Source organism: Salipiger sp. (genome assembly GCF_059781815.1).
Genome location: NZ_JBYNAH010000146.1, coordinates 1 through 13,380, shown reverse-complemented (window position 1 = coordinate 13,380; position 13,380 = coordinate 1). Strand labels below are relative to the sequence as shown.

General features: G+C 68.8%; 14 protein-coding genes and 1 pseudogene. 3 read left to right on the top strand and 12 right to left on the bottom strand.

Going from position 1 to position 13,380, the window contains the following annotated elements; all coding sequences use genetic code 11:
- The 4 genes and pseudogenes from AC6RA4_RS16410 to AC6RA4_RS16395 all read right to left on the bottom strand — a co-directional run.
- Positions 1–1,029: pseudogene (locus AC6RA4_RS16410) on the bottom strand (polyribonucleotide nucleotidyltransferase); the annotation flags it as partial.
- A gap of 345 nt (positions 1,030–1,374) precedes the next feature.
- The gene (gene rpsO, locus AC6RA4_RS16405; RefSeq protein WP_207076099.1) at positions 1,375–1,644 is read right to left on the bottom strand and encodes a 30S ribosomal protein S15; all 270 of its coding nucleotides are present in this window, start codon (positions 1,642–1,644) and stop codon (positions 1,375–1,377) included.
- A 158-nt stretch (positions 1,645–1,802) separates the two neighbouring features.
- Positions 1,803–2,744 (bottom strand): calcium-binding protein, encoded by a 942-nt coding sequence (locus tag AC6RA4_RS16400; RefSeq protein WP_500162153.1) that lies wholly within the window; start codon positions 2,742–2,744, stop codon positions 1,803–1,805.
- 89 nt (positions 2,745–2,833) lie between these two features.
- On the bottom strand, positions 2,834–3,361 hold the full coding sequence (locus AC6RA4_RS16395) for a DUF1643 domain-containing protein (RefSeq protein ID WP_500162151.1): 528 nt from the start codon (positions 3,359–3,361) through the stop codon (positions 2,834–2,836).
- A 102-nt stretch (positions 3,362–3,463) separates the two neighbouring features.
- Here AC6RA4_RS16395 and AC6RA4_RS16390 point away from each other — a divergent pair, with 102 nt between their 5' ends.
- Entirely contained in the window at positions 3,464–4,435 is a 972-nt protein-coding gene (locus tag AC6RA4_RS16390; RefSeq protein WP_500162149.1) for a threonine ammonia-lyase, read from the top strand.
- Positions 4,436–4,499: 64 nt separating this feature from the next.
- Positions 4,500–5,942, top strand: a complete 1,443-nt coding sequence (locus AC6RA4_RS16385; RefSeq protein WP_500162147.1) for a ferredoxin reductase family protein — start codon at positions 4,500–4,502, stop codon at positions 5,940–5,942.
- Here the strand turns inward: AC6RA4_RS16385 and AC6RA4_RS16380 are convergent.
- From AC6RA4_RS16380 to hemE, 8 genes are all read right to left on the bottom strand, one after another.
- On the bottom strand, positions 5,927–6,184 hold the full coding sequence (locus AC6RA4_RS16380; protein WP_500162145.1) for a hypothetical protein: 258 nt from the start codon (positions 6,182–6,184) through the stop codon (positions 5,927–5,929). The genes AC6RA4_RS16385 and AC6RA4_RS16380 overlap by 16 nt on opposite strands.
- 92 nt (positions 6,185–6,276) lie before the next feature.
- Positions 6,277–6,474: a Trm112 family protein gene (locus AC6RA4_RS16375; RefSeq protein ID WP_500162143.1), complete on the bottom strand. Its 198-nt coding sequence runs from the start codon at positions 6,472–6,474 to the stop codon at positions 6,277–6,279.
- On the bottom strand, positions 6,471–7,118 hold the full coding sequence (locus AC6RA4_RS16370) for an LON peptidase substrate-binding domain-containing protein (RefSeq protein ID WP_500162141.1): 648 nt from the start codon (positions 7,116–7,118) through the stop codon (positions 6,471–6,473). Before AC6RA4_RS16370 ends, AC6RA4_RS16375 begins: the two co-directional genes overlap by 4 nt.
- A gap of 27 nt (positions 7,119–7,145) precedes the next feature.
- On the bottom strand, positions 7,146–8,060 hold the full coding sequence (locus AC6RA4_RS16365; RefSeq protein ID WP_500162139.1) for a tetratricopeptide repeat protein: 915 nt from the start codon (positions 8,058–8,060) through the stop codon (positions 7,146–7,148).
- Between the two features lie 109 nt (positions 8,061–8,169).
- On the bottom strand, positions 8,170–8,841 hold the full coding sequence (locus AC6RA4_RS16360) for an endonuclease/exonuclease/phosphatase family protein (RefSeq protein ID WP_500162137.1): 672 nt from the start codon (positions 8,839–8,841) through the stop codon (positions 8,170–8,172).
- Positions 8,842–8,856: 15 nt separating this feature from the next.
- Entirely contained in the window at positions 8,857–10,278 is a 1,422-nt protein-coding gene (cls, locus tag AC6RA4_RS16355) for a cardiolipin synthase (RefSeq protein WP_500162135.1), read from the bottom strand.
- 71 nt (positions 10,279–10,349) lie between these two features.
- Positions 10,350–11,138: an exodeoxyribonuclease III gene (locus AC6RA4_RS16350; protein ID WP_500162133.1), complete on the bottom strand. Its 789-nt coding sequence runs from the start codon at positions 11,136–11,138 to the stop codon at positions 10,350–10,352.
- An 85-nt stretch (positions 11,139–11,223) separates the two neighbouring features.
- Positions 11,224–12,255, bottom strand: coding sequence for a uroporphyrinogen decarboxylase (hemE, locus tag AC6RA4_RS16345; RefSeq protein WP_500162131.1), 1,032 nt, complete (start codon positions 12,253–12,255; stop codon positions 11,224–11,226).
- Positions 12,256–12,346: 91 nt separating this feature from the next.
- On the opposite strand from hemE, the gene hemC reads away from it, so the two are divergent.
- Complete coding sequence (gene hemC / locus AC6RA4_RS16340; protein WP_500162128.1) at positions 12,347–13,306, top strand: hydroxymethylbilane synthase; 960 nt, start codon at positions 12,347–12,349, stop codon at positions 13,304–13,306.
- Positions 13,307–13,380 lie beyond the last annotated feature (74 nt).

Sequence of the window (13,380 nt, the reverse complement as noted above, 5' to 3'; positions counted from 1 at the left end):
CGAACCGTGGGTCCGCGGCAGCACCGAGGTTTCCGACTGGATCGGGCGCACCTGGTCGAGCGCGCGGCCGTCGATGCGGCGCTTGTTCTTGACCACGTCGGCACGCAGCACGGTCGACTCGAGCTTTTTCAGCGCCGAGCCGAGGTTCGCGTCCTCGAGCTGCTCTTCCGAGAGCTGGCCCTTGATCTCTTCCTTGGCGGCGGAGACGGCGGCAACACGTTGCTGCTTGTCGGTGATCGCGTAGGCGGCGCGCATTTTGTCTTCGCCAAGGCCCTTCACGACCTCATACAGCGCCGAGTAATCCGGCGGCTGGAAGTCGAACGGCTCTTTGGCGCAGTCTTCGGCCAGCGAGACGATCAGGTCGATGACCGGCTGGATCTGCTCGTGGGCGAAGGTCACCGCGCCCAGCATCTCTTCCTCGGTCAGCTCGTAGGCTTCCGATTCCACCATCATCACGGCGTCCTTGGTGCCGGCGACGACGAGGTCGAGACGCTGCTCGGGGTTGTTGCGCAGCCCCTGCATGTCGTCGACGGTCGGGTTCAGCACGTATTCGCCATCTTCAAAGCCAACGCGCGCACCGGCGATCGGGCCCATGAACGGCACGCCCGAGATGGTCAGCGCAGCCGAGGCGGCGATCATCGCGACGATGTCGGGGTCGTTGACGAGGTCGTGGCTCAGCACGGTGCACATCACCAGCACTTCGTGCTTGAAGCCGGGGACGAACAGCGGGCGGATCGGACGGTCGATCAGGCGTGCGGTCAGCGTCTCTTTCTCGGTCGGACGCGCTTCACGCTTGAAGAAGCCGCCGGGCACCTTGCCCGCGGCGTAGTATTTTTCCTGGTAGTGGACGGTCAGCGGAAAGAAATCCTGACCCGGCTTCGGCTCTTTCGCGAAGGTCACGTTGGCCATGACGGAGGTCTCGCCCAGGGTGGCGATGACGGTGCCGTCGGCCTGACGGGCGACCTTGCCCGATTCCAGCGTGAGCGTCTCTTCGCCCCACTGCATCGATTTCTTCGTAATGTTGAACATGTTCATATCCTGTGAGGGAGCACTCGCGGGCCCTCCCGCGTCTCCCGTTTTCGTGGCGGCCCCATTGCCGCCGCCCCCTATCCTCCTGCACGCGCCCGGGGGCCAAGGGCGTCACGTCTCAGATGGCGCGGCCATACAGGGTTTTGTCCATGATTGAAAGGAAAACCCGCGCTGCACCATTCTCGCCCAGAGATCGGAAGCCCCCGCGCCGCTTTCAACCCGCCGGCTCGACAACGGCGATGCGACAGCGGAATTTTGCTGACGGCACGAGGCCTTAACGCGAAACGCCCGCTCCTTTCGGAACGGGCGCTCGTAACCTTGGTCGGGCGCGGGGCCCGGCACGTCTTAGCGGCGGATGCCGAGACGCTTGATGAGGTCCTGGTAACGGGCCTCTTCCTTGCCCTTCAGGTAGTCCAGCAGCTTGCGGCGCTGGGCCACGAGCTTGAGAAGGCCACGACGCGAGTGGTTGTCCTTCTTGTGGGTCTTGAAGTGCTCGGTCAGGGTGGTGATGCGGCTGGTGAGGATGGCCACCTGAACTTCAGGGGAGCCGGTATCGCCTTCTTTGGTGGCGAATTCCTTCATCAGGCGGTTCTTTTCTTCGACGGTGATCGACATCGGGGTCTCCTTGATCGGTTGGTGTGGATGGCGCAAGCCGGGATGTCGTCCAGCAGGGCCCATGGAGAAACCCGCCCCCGAATGGAGCGGATGCGCGCGTATAGGGCGATTCCGGCGGCTTGGAAAGGAAAATCCCGCGCCGCCCCGGGATCGGCGGCTCAGGCCGCCCCGGCAAGCTCTGCCGCGCTCTCGCCCAGCAGCACGATGGCCTCGATCGACGGCGCGGTGGCGTCCGGCATGACGGCAAGCACATCGCCATCCAGCACGATCTCGGTCAGGCCGGGCATCTCGGCGCTGCTGCGCAGCTCGACCTCGGGCGCATCCGCCCCGTCGCTGTCGTCGTAGACGATCAGCATCTGGTCCTGCCCGGGGTCGAAATCCATCAGCATGGCGCTCTGGTCGTCGCGGATCCACGAGCCGAGCACGAACTGGTCGCTGCCCGCGCCGCCAGAGGCCACGTCGCGCGCACCGATCTCGAGCGTGTCGTTGCCGTCGCCCCCGTTCAGGTAATCGAGCTCGTCGGTATCGCCGCCATCTTCGCCCCGGATAACTCCCGAGATCACGTCATCGTCCCAGCCGCCGAACAGCGTGTCCTGCCCGGCACCGCCGATCAGCGTGTCGTCGCCCTCGCGCCCGTGCAGCGCATCGTCCCCGGCACCGCCCAGCAGGGAATCCGCCGACAGACCGCCCTGAAGCTCATCGTCATCGTCGCCCCCGTCGAGCGCGCCGCCGCCATCATGGGCAAAGAGCAGGTCCGCCCCGCCAAGCCCCATCAGCAGGTCGCCCCCGGCATCGCCATGCAGCGTATCGTTGCCATCGCCGCCGAGCACCGTGTCGGCCCCCTCGCCGCCCACCAACTCGTCATCGCCGCCCTGCCCGTCGATCAGGTCGTTGCCGCCAAGCCCGGCGAGCAGATCTGTCTCGTCGCTGCCCTCCAGCGTATCGGGGCCTTCGGTGCCCGAGGCGATGATGCCGCGCGGCCCGGTCTCTTCGGCCTCGTCGGGTGTCTCTTCCTCGTCGCCCTGGCCAAGCTCCTGCGTGCTGACGATCGCCACCGATCCCAGCACCATCATCCCCATCAGACTCGCCAACCAGAGCATCCGCAAACCTCGCACATACGACGCGGGCAGAGTGTCCCGCGCCAGAGGCTCCGACTCAACGGATATCGCGGCTCAGGGTTAACCGCCTGCTACTTCGCGCGCGGTCCCGGGTTGCGTTCGGCGCCCGTCCAGAGCGACGGGGCGATGCTGTAGGAGACGTAGAGCGGGTGGCGCGGGTGGCCGTCGCGGGTCAGGCCGAGGTGATGCAGCGCGCCGGGCAGCGCCGCCGCCAGCGCCGGCCCCCGCCCTCTGTGCGCGCCGTGCACGCCCCAGGCGGCGAGCGTCATGTCGGCCTCGGCGTGCCAGTCGTACAGCAGCGCGTCGTTCTCCTTGCCCACCGGCGACCGCGCCTTGCGCAGATCCTCGGGCCGGGTGGCGCGCCAGGCGAAGAGGTTGGCGATACGCATCGCGCCGAAGCCCAGTTGCACCGCGCGGCGCTGGCAGCGCTCGATGGTGGGGTCGTTGCGCAGCTCGTCGGCGGTCGAGGGGTTGAGCATCACGTAAAGCAGCGAGGGCCCCGCGCCCCAGACCCGTTCGAGCCCGTAGCGGTAGCGCTCGCAGGGCGAATAATACGCCCGCGACGTCACCCCGTCCGCGCTGTGCTGCCGTTCGATCATCGCGCCGGACACTGCCCCCGCACGCCCCGCGCCGCAACCCCCGTTGACACCCCCCGGGCCCCGGCGCAGGCTCCGCCCACATTCCGAACCACAGGACATCGCATGGACATCGCCCGCATCGAGGCGGCCGCAAAGCGGCTCGCCGGTCACGCCCGCCGCACGCCGCTGCTCTCCTCCCCGTTCCTCGACGAAATCGCCGGGCGGCGGGTCTTCGTGAAGGCGGAATGCCTGCAGCACACCGGCAGCTTCAAGTTCCGCGGCGCGTGGTCGGCTATCTCGGCGCTCGATCCGGAGGTCCGCCAGCAGGGGGTGATCGCGTTCTCCTCGGGCAACCACGCGCAGGGCATCGCAGCGGCGGCGCGGCTGCACGGGATCCCGGCGGTGATCGTCATGCCCTCGGACGCGCCCGCCGCCAAGGTCGCCGGCACCCGCGGGCTCGGCGGCGAGGTGGTTCCCTATGACCGCGCCAGCGAGGATCGCGACGAGATCGGTGCCCGGCTCGCTGCCGAGCGCGGGCTGACGCTGATCAAGCCCTTCGACGAGCCCGAGGTGATCGCGGGACAAGGCACCTGCGGGCTCGAGATCGCCGAGCAGGCAGCGGAGGCCGGCGTGACCGAGGCCGACGTGATCGTCTGCTGCGGCGGCGGCGGGCTGACCTCGGGCATCGCGCTGGCGCTCGAGGCCAGGGCGCCCGGCCTGCGCGTGCGCCCCGCCGAGCCCGAGGGGTTCGACGACGTGAAGCGCTCGCTGGCCGAGGGCGCCATCGCCCGCAACGCTCAGCTCTCTGGCAATATCTGCGACGCGATCATCACCCCGCAGCCCGGCAACCTGACCTTCCCGATCATGCAGCGCCTCTGCGGGCCGGGCCTTGCGGTCAGCGAGGAGGAGGCGCTCAAGGCCATGCAACTCGCCTTCCGCCACCTCAAGATCGTCGCCGAGCCCAGCGGCGCGGTGGCGCTGGCCTCGGCGCTGTTCCGTGGCGACGAGATCGCGGGCGACGCGGTGATCTGCACCGTCTCGGGCGGCAATGTCGACGCGGAGATGTTCAAGCGGGCGCTCGATATCGCGCTTTGACGCGGCTCAAGGCGCAGGTTCCGGCGCGGGTGCAGACTCGCGCCAGAAACCGATGGAGGGCCGGATGTCGGATCTTCCAAGCCATAGAGGCAATCACCGGGGCATTCCCCCGCTGACCCTTGCGCTGATCTATATCGGCGCCGTGCTGCTGCCGCTCGCGCTGGCCGCCCTGCTGGGCGAGACCCACCGGCAGCTCACGGTGCAGCTCGGCGCCGCCGCCGGGACCGTTGCGGCGGGAATGATCTTTCTCCAGATGATCTCGAGCGGGCGCTTCGAGGCGGTCTCGGGCCGCATCGGCATCGACATCACCATGGCGTTCCACAAATGGGCCGCGCCGATGGCGCTGGCCTTCGCGCTGGCTCATCTGGCACTTATGATCGGGCTGCCCGACCCGGACCGTCCGCACCGCATCGCCCGGCGCTTCGAGACGCTGATGACCGGCGAGCGGCTCTGGGACGCGCGGATGGCTCTGCTGTTGCTGGCGTTGCTGGTGCTCCTGGCGCTGCTGCGCAACCGGCTGCCGGTGCGCTACCAGATCTGGCGCGGCAGCCACGCGCTGGGGGCGCTGGCGCTGGTCGGGCTGGTGCTGGCGCACCTGTTCAGCGACGGGCTTCTCAGCCCCACGCGCAGCGCGTTCTGGGCCGGCTTCGCCGCCGCCGTCACCCTGCCCGCGCACTGGATCTATGCCCGCCGCCTGACCCGCCCGCCGAGCCAGTGCTGGACCGTTGCCGGCCTCCGCCGCGTCACACCGCGCATCCACGAGATGCTGCTCGAGAACCCGCGCGGCCACCGTCTCGATTTCCGCCCCGGCCAGTTCGTCTGGGCCAGCGTCGGCGGCCAGCGCCTGCCGCTGCACGATCACCCGTTCTCCATCGCTTCCGCCCCCGGCGCAAAGCGGCTGCGGCTGCTGATCCAGGAGGCTGGCGATTTCACCTCGTCGCTCGACGCGGTCGCGCCGGGCACCCGTGTCGCCATCGACGGGCCACATGGCAGCTTCGGCCCCGGCGCCCTGGAACGCGACGGGCTCATCCTGATCGCCGGTGGCGTCGGTATCGCGCCGATCCTGTCGATGCTCGAAACCTTCGCGCGCGACGGCTGCGATTGCCCGCTGCGCTTTGCCTACTCCGTGCATGACGCGTCCGACATGATCCCCGACGAGATGTACCGCCCGGCGCTGGAAACGCTGGGCGTGACGCCGCTGCTGACCGCGAGCCGCACTGCCGGCGGCGAGATCGCGCAGGGCAGGCTCGGCGAGGCGCAGATGCGCCAGCTTCTCGCCGGACTCGATCCGGCCCGGGTCGAGGTGATGATCTGCGGACCGGGGCCGCTGATGACCACGCTCACCAATACGCTCAACGATCTTGGTGTGCCGCTCTCACGGATCCATTACGAGCGCTTCAGCTACGGCGCGGGGCCGCTCTCGCGCAAGGATCACCGGATGATGGCCGGGTTCGCGACGATCTTCGCCGCGCTTGCCGCCGCCGTCGCCGCCTACTCGCTGGTCTGAGACAGGAGCCACGCCACAAGCGCCGCCCGCAGCTCCGGATCGGGCGCATGGTGGCGGGCGAGGAAGCTGTCGATCTGCGCGCTATCTTCCGGTGCCAGCGGTGCCAGGAGCTCTGCGACGCTCCGGTGACAGCGCCAGCAGGCCTGACGGAAATAGGCCGCGCCGTCTTCGGCGCTGGCCGCATTCACCGGGGCCAGCCCCGGCGCGCTCAGTAGGAAAGAGAGAATGAGTGCCTGCCGCATGGCCCTGCCCCGTCAACCGATCGCCTGTCATCCGGGTGCGATCATTCTTCTGGCGGGGCGGCGTTGGCAAGCGGCGAAACGTCTCGCTCTTCTCAGTCTTCGAGGCGGCGGGCCTCGTCGACCAGCATCACCGGGATGCCATCGCGGATCGGATAGGCGAGACCCGCGGCCTTGCTGATCAGCTCCTGCCGCTCGAGATCGTAGTCGAGCCGGTGCTGGGTCGCCGGGCAGACCAGTGCCTCGAGCATGCGGCGGTCAAACGCCGTGGGGGATGTTTCGGCTTCGGTCATTGCACGCGGTCCTCTGCGCCACCGCCCCGAAGGGCATATTCGATCAGCGTCACCAGCGTCTCGCGCCGGGTCTGCAGCGACGGCGCCTCGAGCAGCGCCTGTTTTTCCTCGGGGTCGAAATCGAGCAGCATGGAGAGCGAGTTCACCAGCAGCTCGTCATCGGCCTCCTTGAGCGTCCCCCAGTCCGCCGACAGGCCCTTGGCCTCGAAATAGCGGTCGAGCAGGGCAAGGAAGGACTCGCGCCTGAAGCTCGGATCGCTCTCCGACGGCTCGAGATCGCGATCGAACCCGTCCCAGGTCACCTCGCAGCGGCGATAGGGGGTGAAGCTCTCGATCTCCTGCCGGACGCGGAACCGCGACATGCCGGTGAGGGTGATCATGTAGCGCCCGTCCTCGGTTTCGGAGAACTGGGTCACCCGCCCGGCGCAGCCGATCTTGTACAGACCGTCACCGCCCTCGCGCTGCGACAGCGGGTCGGGCTGAAGCATGCCGATCAGCCGCGACTCGGTCTTCAACGCGTCGTCGAGCATCGCAAGGTAGCGCGGCTCGAAAATGTGCAACGGCAGCCGCGCGCGCGGCAACAGCAGCGCGCCCGGAAGGGGAAAGATCGGGATCGTTCCCGGCAGATCGATGTGTTTCGCCATGCAAGCCCAGCTAGTGCGCCGGGGGCCTCAGGCAAATATCATCGAGCTGAGTTTGCGGCGCCCGTTCAGCACCACCGGATCGTTCGGCTTCAGCGCCTCGAAGATGGTGAAAAGTTGGGCTTTCGCGGCGCCGTCGTTCCACTCGCGGTCGCGCTTGAACAGCTCGAGAAGCTGCGCCACCGCGGCCTCGGCATCGCCCATCGCATACAGCGCCTGCGCGAGGTCGAAGCGGGCCTGATGATTGGCCGGATCGGCCTCGACCGCCGCGGTCAGCTCAGCGACGGGGCCGGCATCGGCGGCCTGCTTGGCAAGCTCGAGCTGCGCGTGCGCGGCTTCCAGCTCGGGGCTCTTGGAGATTTCGACCGGAGCGCCGTTGAGCACCGCCTCGGCCTGATCGAGATCGTCCATGGCGATGTGCGACCGCACGAAGCCCGCATAGGCGCGGGCGTTTGCCGGGTCTTCCTCGAGGATCGCGGCGAAGGTCTGGGCGGCGTCGGTGGCCGCGCCCTGCTCGAGCATCTCCTCGGCGGCGTCGACCGCCGCATCAAGCCCGCCGCTGGCGTCGCCGCCGGCGGCCTGCACCACGCGCTCGACAAAGGCCTTGAGCTCGGAGGGCGGCAGCGCGCCCTGGAAGCCGTCGATCGGCTGGCCCTTGTAGAAGGCGTAAACCGTCGGGATCGACTGGATGCGCATCTGGCCGGCGATCATCTGGGCCTCGTCGACATTGACCTTGGCCATGACCACGGCGCCCTTGGCGGCGGTCACCTCGGCCTCGAGCGCCGGTCCGAGCTGCTTGCAGGGGCCGCACCACGGCGCCCAGAAGTCCACGATCACCGGGACCTCCTGCGACTTGTCGACCACCTCGGCCATGAAGTCGGCCTCGGTCACGTCCTTGATGAGGTCGCCCTTCGGCGCCTGCGTATTGCCACCCAGTTCCAGCATCTTGTCCTCCGCTGCTTGCGGTCACGTTGCAGGGACAGATGGCGCATGCGCTGCTGCGTTGCAAGGGTGACGGACGACCGCAGGGGGCCTCCGGGCCGGAAAACCGGCCCTAGACGTGCTCCAGATGGGCCCAGATCGGCAGGTGATCCGAGGCCACCCGCGCCGCGCCGCCCTGCTCGACCCCCATCCCGGCGATGCGCAGCCCGCGCCCGTGGGCGATGCCGTCGAGCGCCACGAAGGGCCTGCGCGCGTGGTAGCTGCGCCCGGGCAGCAGCAGCTCGAAGTTCTTTTCCCACGGCTCATAGCCGCGCACGTCGGACCATTCGTTGAAATCGCCGGCGATCAGCGCCCGTGCCTCGCGCCCCTTCAGGTGCTCGCGGATGGCGGTCATCTGCAGCAGGCGGTAGCGCCGCATCAGCCCCAGATGCGCGCCCACCAGCGTCACCCCGCCGACCTCGGCCAGCACCGCGCCGCGCGGCTCCAGCCCCGGCAGCTCGATGCGCTCAAGCCGGTCCGCCGCAAGCCCGCGGCGCAGCAGGATGGCGTTGCCGTGCCAGCCGATGCTGACATCGTTGATCGCAAGGTCTGCGACCTCGTACTCGGTCTCCTGCGAGATCAGGAAGCGCGGCAGCGCCGTGGGGCGCGGGCCGAGCCGCAGGTCGGCCTCCTGCAGCAGCACCGCGTCGGCGTCGATCTGGTTGAGCACCTTGAGAATGCGCGCCGGATCGCGGCGGCGGTCGGTGCCCAGCGCCTTGCGGATGTTGTAGCTCGCGATTTTCATGCCCCGCCGTCCCTCTCAGAGCACCGGCGAGAACAGCCGGGTGACCCGGGCACCGGCGCGCAGCCAGAGCGGCTGCTCGTCGAAGCTGGTCTCGAGCTTCTCGGAGGCGGCGAAATCGGCCTCAAGCATGTCGGCGACCTCAGCGGCGAAACGCTCGTCGAACACCGCCACCATGGTCTCGAAGTTGAGGCGGAAGGAGCGGTTGTCGAGATTGGCGGTGCCGACACCGGCAAACTCGCTGTCGCAGACCACCACCTTCTGGTGCACAAAACCCGGCTGGTAGCGCCAGATCTGCACGCCCGCGGCGCGCAGCTCGTCGAAATAGGTGAAGGCCGCAAGCCATGTCAGCCAGTGATCGCGCACCTCCGGCACCAGCACCCGCACGTCGACGCCGCGCAGCGCCGCCGCCTTCAGCGCCGCGAACACCTCTTCGTCGGGCACCAGGTAGGGCGACGAGATCCAGAGCCGCTCGCGGGCGGCGGTGATGGCCGAGAAATAGAACAGCGAGCCGCTGTCGAGCTCGTCGACCGGGCCCGAGGGCACCACCACCGCGTCGGCGCCGTCCTCCTGCGCCGCCGGCGTCCAGTGCAGCTTTTCGCCCAGCGCCTCGTCGGTGGCCCAGTGCCAATCCTCGACATAGGCGAGCTGGAGCTGCGCCACGGTGGGCCCTTCGAGCCGCAGATGGGTGTCGCGCCAAGGGCCGAATTCCGGGTTCAGCCCGCGATAGGTGTCGGAGACGTTGAGCCCGCCGGTGAAGCCCATTTCGCCATCCACACTCACGGTCTTGCGGTGATTGCGGAAGTTGATCTGCAGCCGCGAGGTCGGGCCGCGGCCGGCGCGCGGGTCGAGCACCGAGACCCCGGCCTCGACCAGCCGCTCACGGTAGCTTGCCGGCAGGCTGTAGCTGCCCACCCCATCATAGAGCACCCGCACCTCGACGCCGCGCTCGGCCGCTGCGATCAGGCGGTCCGCCAGCGCCCGGCCGGTGTCGTCATCGGCGATGGTGTAGTACTGCACCAGCACATAGCTCTTGGCGGCGTCGATGGCCTCGTGGATCGCCGGAAAGGTCTGCTCGCCGTCGATCAGCAGCTCAAAGCGGTTGCCGCCGACCACCCCCAGCTCCGAGATCCGCTCGTAGAGCCTGTAGGCGGCGCGGTCGCGGCTCGGCTGGACCGTGCGGGCATAGGCGCCGAAGGTCTTCATCAGCCGGTGGCTGGCGCGACGGCGCTTGGTGAAGCCGTGCAGCTTGTGATGGCCGAAGAGCAGGTAGGCGGGCAGCGCGAACCACGGCGCGGCCAGCAGGAACACCACCCAGGCGACCGAGCCTTGCGGCGTGCGCGCCCGGCGCAGCACGCGCCAGATCGCCACCCCCACGGCCAGCGGCAGCAGGATGGCGACAAGAACCGAGATCAGGATGCGCAGGTCGGTGATGAACATGGAACTATGCCTACAGGGTTCGTCTCAACCCTGCCAAGACCTTCCGGTTCCCCGCACGCGGTTGTTAGCGCTCAGAGATCGAAAGTCGAGAAAACCGGCGCATGGTCCGAGGGCTTTTCCCAGCCGCGCGCGTCCCGCAGCACTCGGCTCGAATGCCCGGCCGCGGCGATGTCGGGCGTCGCCCAGACGTGATCGAGGCGGCGCCCCTTGTCGGCGGCGTCCCAGTCGCGGGCCCGGTAGGACCACCACGAATAGAGCAGCCCCTCGGGGATGTCCTTGCGGGTGATGTCGACCCAGGCACCGGCCTCCTGCGTCTCGGCCAGCGCCTCGACCTCGATCGGCGTGTGCGAGACCACCTTCAGAAGCTGCTTGTGCGACCAGACGTCATCCTCGCGCGGGGCGATGTTGAGATCGCCCACGAGGATGGATTTCTTCGGCGCGTCGGCGCGGAACCAGTCGCGCATCTCGGAGAGGTAATCGAGCTTCTGGCCGAACTTCTCGTTGACCTCGCGGTCGGGCACGTCACCGCCGGCAGGGACGTAGAAATTGTGCACCGTCACACCGTTCTCGAGCTCGGCGGCGACGTGGCGGGCATGGCCCAGCCCGGCGAAATCGCGGTCACCCACGTCGCGCAGCGGCAGCTTCGACAGGATCGCCACGCCGTTATAGCCCTTCTGGCCGCGCGCCACGATATGGCCATAGCCCAGCGCCTTGAACGCCTCCATCGGGATCTTCTCGACCGGGCTCTTGCACTCCTGCAGGCAGAGCACGTCGGGCGCCTCCTCGCTCAGCAGCTTGCGGACCAGCGCCTCGCGCAGGCGGACCGAGTTGATGTTCCAGGTGGCGAGGGTGAAGGGCATGTCTGGGATCTCCGGCTTGTTTCCCCGCCCCAATCGCACCGGGGCGAGGTCATCGCAACCCGGATCGTGCCCGGGCCAAGCGGGCTCAGGCGCCCTCGCGCACCGTGTCGATCATCAGCTGCACGTTCTCGGGATCGGCATCGGGGGTGATGCCGTGGCCGAGGTTGAAGATGTGCGGCCCCTTCGAAAAGGCCTTCACCACGCGCCGGGTCTCCGCGACCAGCGCGTCGCCGCCGGTGACCATGTGCGAGGATGCGAGGTTGCCCTGCACGCAGCCCGAGACCTGCACGTGCTCGGCGGCCCATTCCGGGGTGACGCTGTCATCGACCGCGACGCAATCGGCGCCGGTCGCTTCGTGGAAACCGACATAGCCCTGCCCCGCCTGCCGCGGGAAGACGATGACCGGCAGCCCCGGGTGGCGGGCCTTGAGCTCCTGGGTGATGATCCTGGCGGGCTCGAGGGCGTAGCGCCGGAAATCCTCGCCCGAGAGCGACCCCGCCCAGCTGTCGAACAGCTTGACCACCTCGGCCCCGGCCTCGACCTGCGCCGAGAGGTAATCGATGGTGGCCTCGGTCAGGCGCTCGATGATCGCCTCGAAGACGGGGCGGTTCTCGGCCTTGAGCGCATGCGCCGGGCCCTGATCCTTGGTGCCGCGCCCGGCGATCATGTAGGTCGCCACGGTCCAGGGCGCGCCGGCAAAGCCAATGAGCGTGGTCTCTTCCGGCAACTCGCGGCGGAGGATCTTCACCGTCTCGTAGATCGGGCTCAGCGTGTCGTGGATCATCTCGCCACGGCCCAGCTTGTCGAACTCGGCCTGCGTGGTCACGGTCGAGAGCCGCGGCCCCTCGCCGGTGACGAACCACAGGTCGTGGCCCAGCGCCTGCGGCAGCAGCAGAATGTCGGCAAACAGGATCGCGGCGTCGAAGCCGTAGCGGCGGATCGGCTGCAGCGTCACCTCGGCGGCGAGCTCGGGATTGTAGCACAGCGACAGGAAGTCGCCGGCCTGCGCGCGCGTCGCCTTGTATTCCGGCAGGTAGCGCCCGGCCTGGCGCATCATCCAGATCGGCGGCACGGGCAGGGTCTCGCCGGCAAGCGCCCTGAGGATGGTCTTGGTCATTGTCGCGGCCTCCCAGATGGTGTCGCAGGCGGCAATATGTCAATTCACGCCCCATTGCCACAGGCGAACACGCGACATAAAGCTCAGGCCCATGATGACAATGCTTCCGACCCCCGATTTGCCGCTGAAGATCGGCACCCGCGGCTCGCCGCTGGCGCTGGCCCAGGCCCACGAGACCCGCGATCGCCTCGCCGCAGCCTTCGACCTTCCGCAGGACGCCTTCGAGATCGTCGTCATCAAGACCACCGGCGACGACCGCGCGATGATCGCCGCCGACCGGCCGCTGAAGGAGATCGGCAACAAGGGGCTGTTCACCAAGGAGATCGAGGAGCAGCTCCTTTCGGGCGGCATCGACATCGCGGTGCACTCGATGAAGGACATGCCGACCGAGCAGCCAGAGGGCCTGGTGCTCGACTGCTACCTGCCGCGCGAAGACGTGCGCGACGCCTTCATCTCGCCGGGCCATGCCGGGCTTGCTGCCCTGCCCGAGGGCACGGTGGTCGGCACCTCGTCGCTGCGCCGCCGGGCGCAGCTGCTGAACCGCCGCCCCGACCTGCAGGTGGTGGAGTTCCGCGGCAACGTGCAGACCCGGCTGAAGAAGCTCGGGGACGGCGTCGCCGCCGCCACCTTCCTCGCCATGGCCGGCCTGCGCCGCATGGACATGACCGACATCCCGATGACCGCGATGTCGCCCGACGACATGCTGCCCGCCATCGCGCAGGGCGCCATCGGCATCGAGCGCCGCAGCGACGACGCCCGCACAGCCGAGATGCTGGCCACGATCCACGACGCCGACACCGCCACCCGCCTGGCCGCCGAGCGCGCCTTCCTCGCCGCCCTCGACGGCTCCTGCGAGACCCCGATCGCCGGGCTCGCCGAGCTCGACGGCGGCACGCTCCGCCTGCGCGGCGAGATCCTCGCACCCGATGGCAGCGCCTCCCATGCCGGCGAACGCACCGGCCCCGCCGCCGAGGGCCCCGCAATGGGCCGGGCGCTTGCCGAAGAGCTGCTGGCCAAGGCTGGCCCCGGCTTTTTCGCCTGGCGCGGCTGAGCGCTGCGCAAGCGGTACCGCCGGACGCCTCCGGCGGGAGTATTTTTGACGAAGAGAAGCCAGGGGCGCAGCGC

Coding starts and splice junctions, on each gene's coding strand:
- rpsO (WP_207076099.1), bottom strand. CDS start 1,644: ATGTCGATCACCGTCGAAGAAAAGAACCGCCTGATGAAGGAATTCGCC.
- AC6RA4_RS16400 (WP_500162153.1), bottom strand. CDS start 2,744: ATGCTCTGGTTGGCGAGTCTGATGGGGATGATGGTGCTGGGATCGGTG.
- AC6RA4_RS16395 (WP_500162151.1), bottom strand. CDS start 3,361: ATGATCGAACGGCAGCACAGCGCGGACGGGGTGACGTCGCGGGCGTAT.
- AC6RA4_RS16390 (WP_500162149.1), top strand. CDS start 3,464: ATGGACATCGCCCGCATCGAGGCGGCCGCAAAGCGGCTCGCCGGTCAC.
- AC6RA4_RS16385 (WP_500162147.1), top strand. CDS start 4,500: ATGTCGGATCTTCCAAGCCATAGAGGCAATCACCGGGGCATTCCCCCG.
- AC6RA4_RS16380 (WP_500162145.1), bottom strand. CDS start 6,184: ATGCGGCAGGCACTCATTCTCTCTTTCCTACTGAGCGCGCCGGGGCTG.
- AC6RA4_RS16375 (WP_500162143.1), bottom strand. CDS start 6,474: ATGACCGAAGCCGAAACATCCCCCACGGCGTTTGACCGCCGCATGCTC.
- AC6RA4_RS16370 (WP_500162141.1), bottom strand. CDS start 7,118: ATGGCGAAACACATCGATCTGCCGGGAACGATCCCGATCTTTCCCCTT.
- AC6RA4_RS16365 (WP_500162139.1), bottom strand. CDS start 8,060: ATGCTGGAACTGGGTGGCAATACGCAGGCGCCGAAGGGCGACCTCATC.
- AC6RA4_RS16360 (WP_500162137.1), bottom strand. CDS start 8,841: ATGAAAATCGCGAGCTACAACATCCGCAAGGCGCTGGGCACCGACCGC.
- cls (WP_500162135.1), bottom strand. CDS start 10,278: ATGTTCATCACCGACCTGCGCATCCTGATCTCGGTTCTTGTCGCCATC.
- AC6RA4_RS16350 (WP_500162133.1), bottom strand. CDS start 11,138: ATGCCCTTCACCCTCGCCACCTGGAACATCAACTCGGTCCGCCTGCGC.
- hemE (WP_500162131.1), bottom strand. CDS start 12,255: ATGACCAAGACCATCCTCAGGGCGCTTGCCGGCGAGACCCTGCCCGTG.
- hemC (WP_500162128.1), top strand. CDS start 12,347: ATGATGACAATGCTTCCGACCCCCGATTTGCCGCTGAAGATCGGCACC.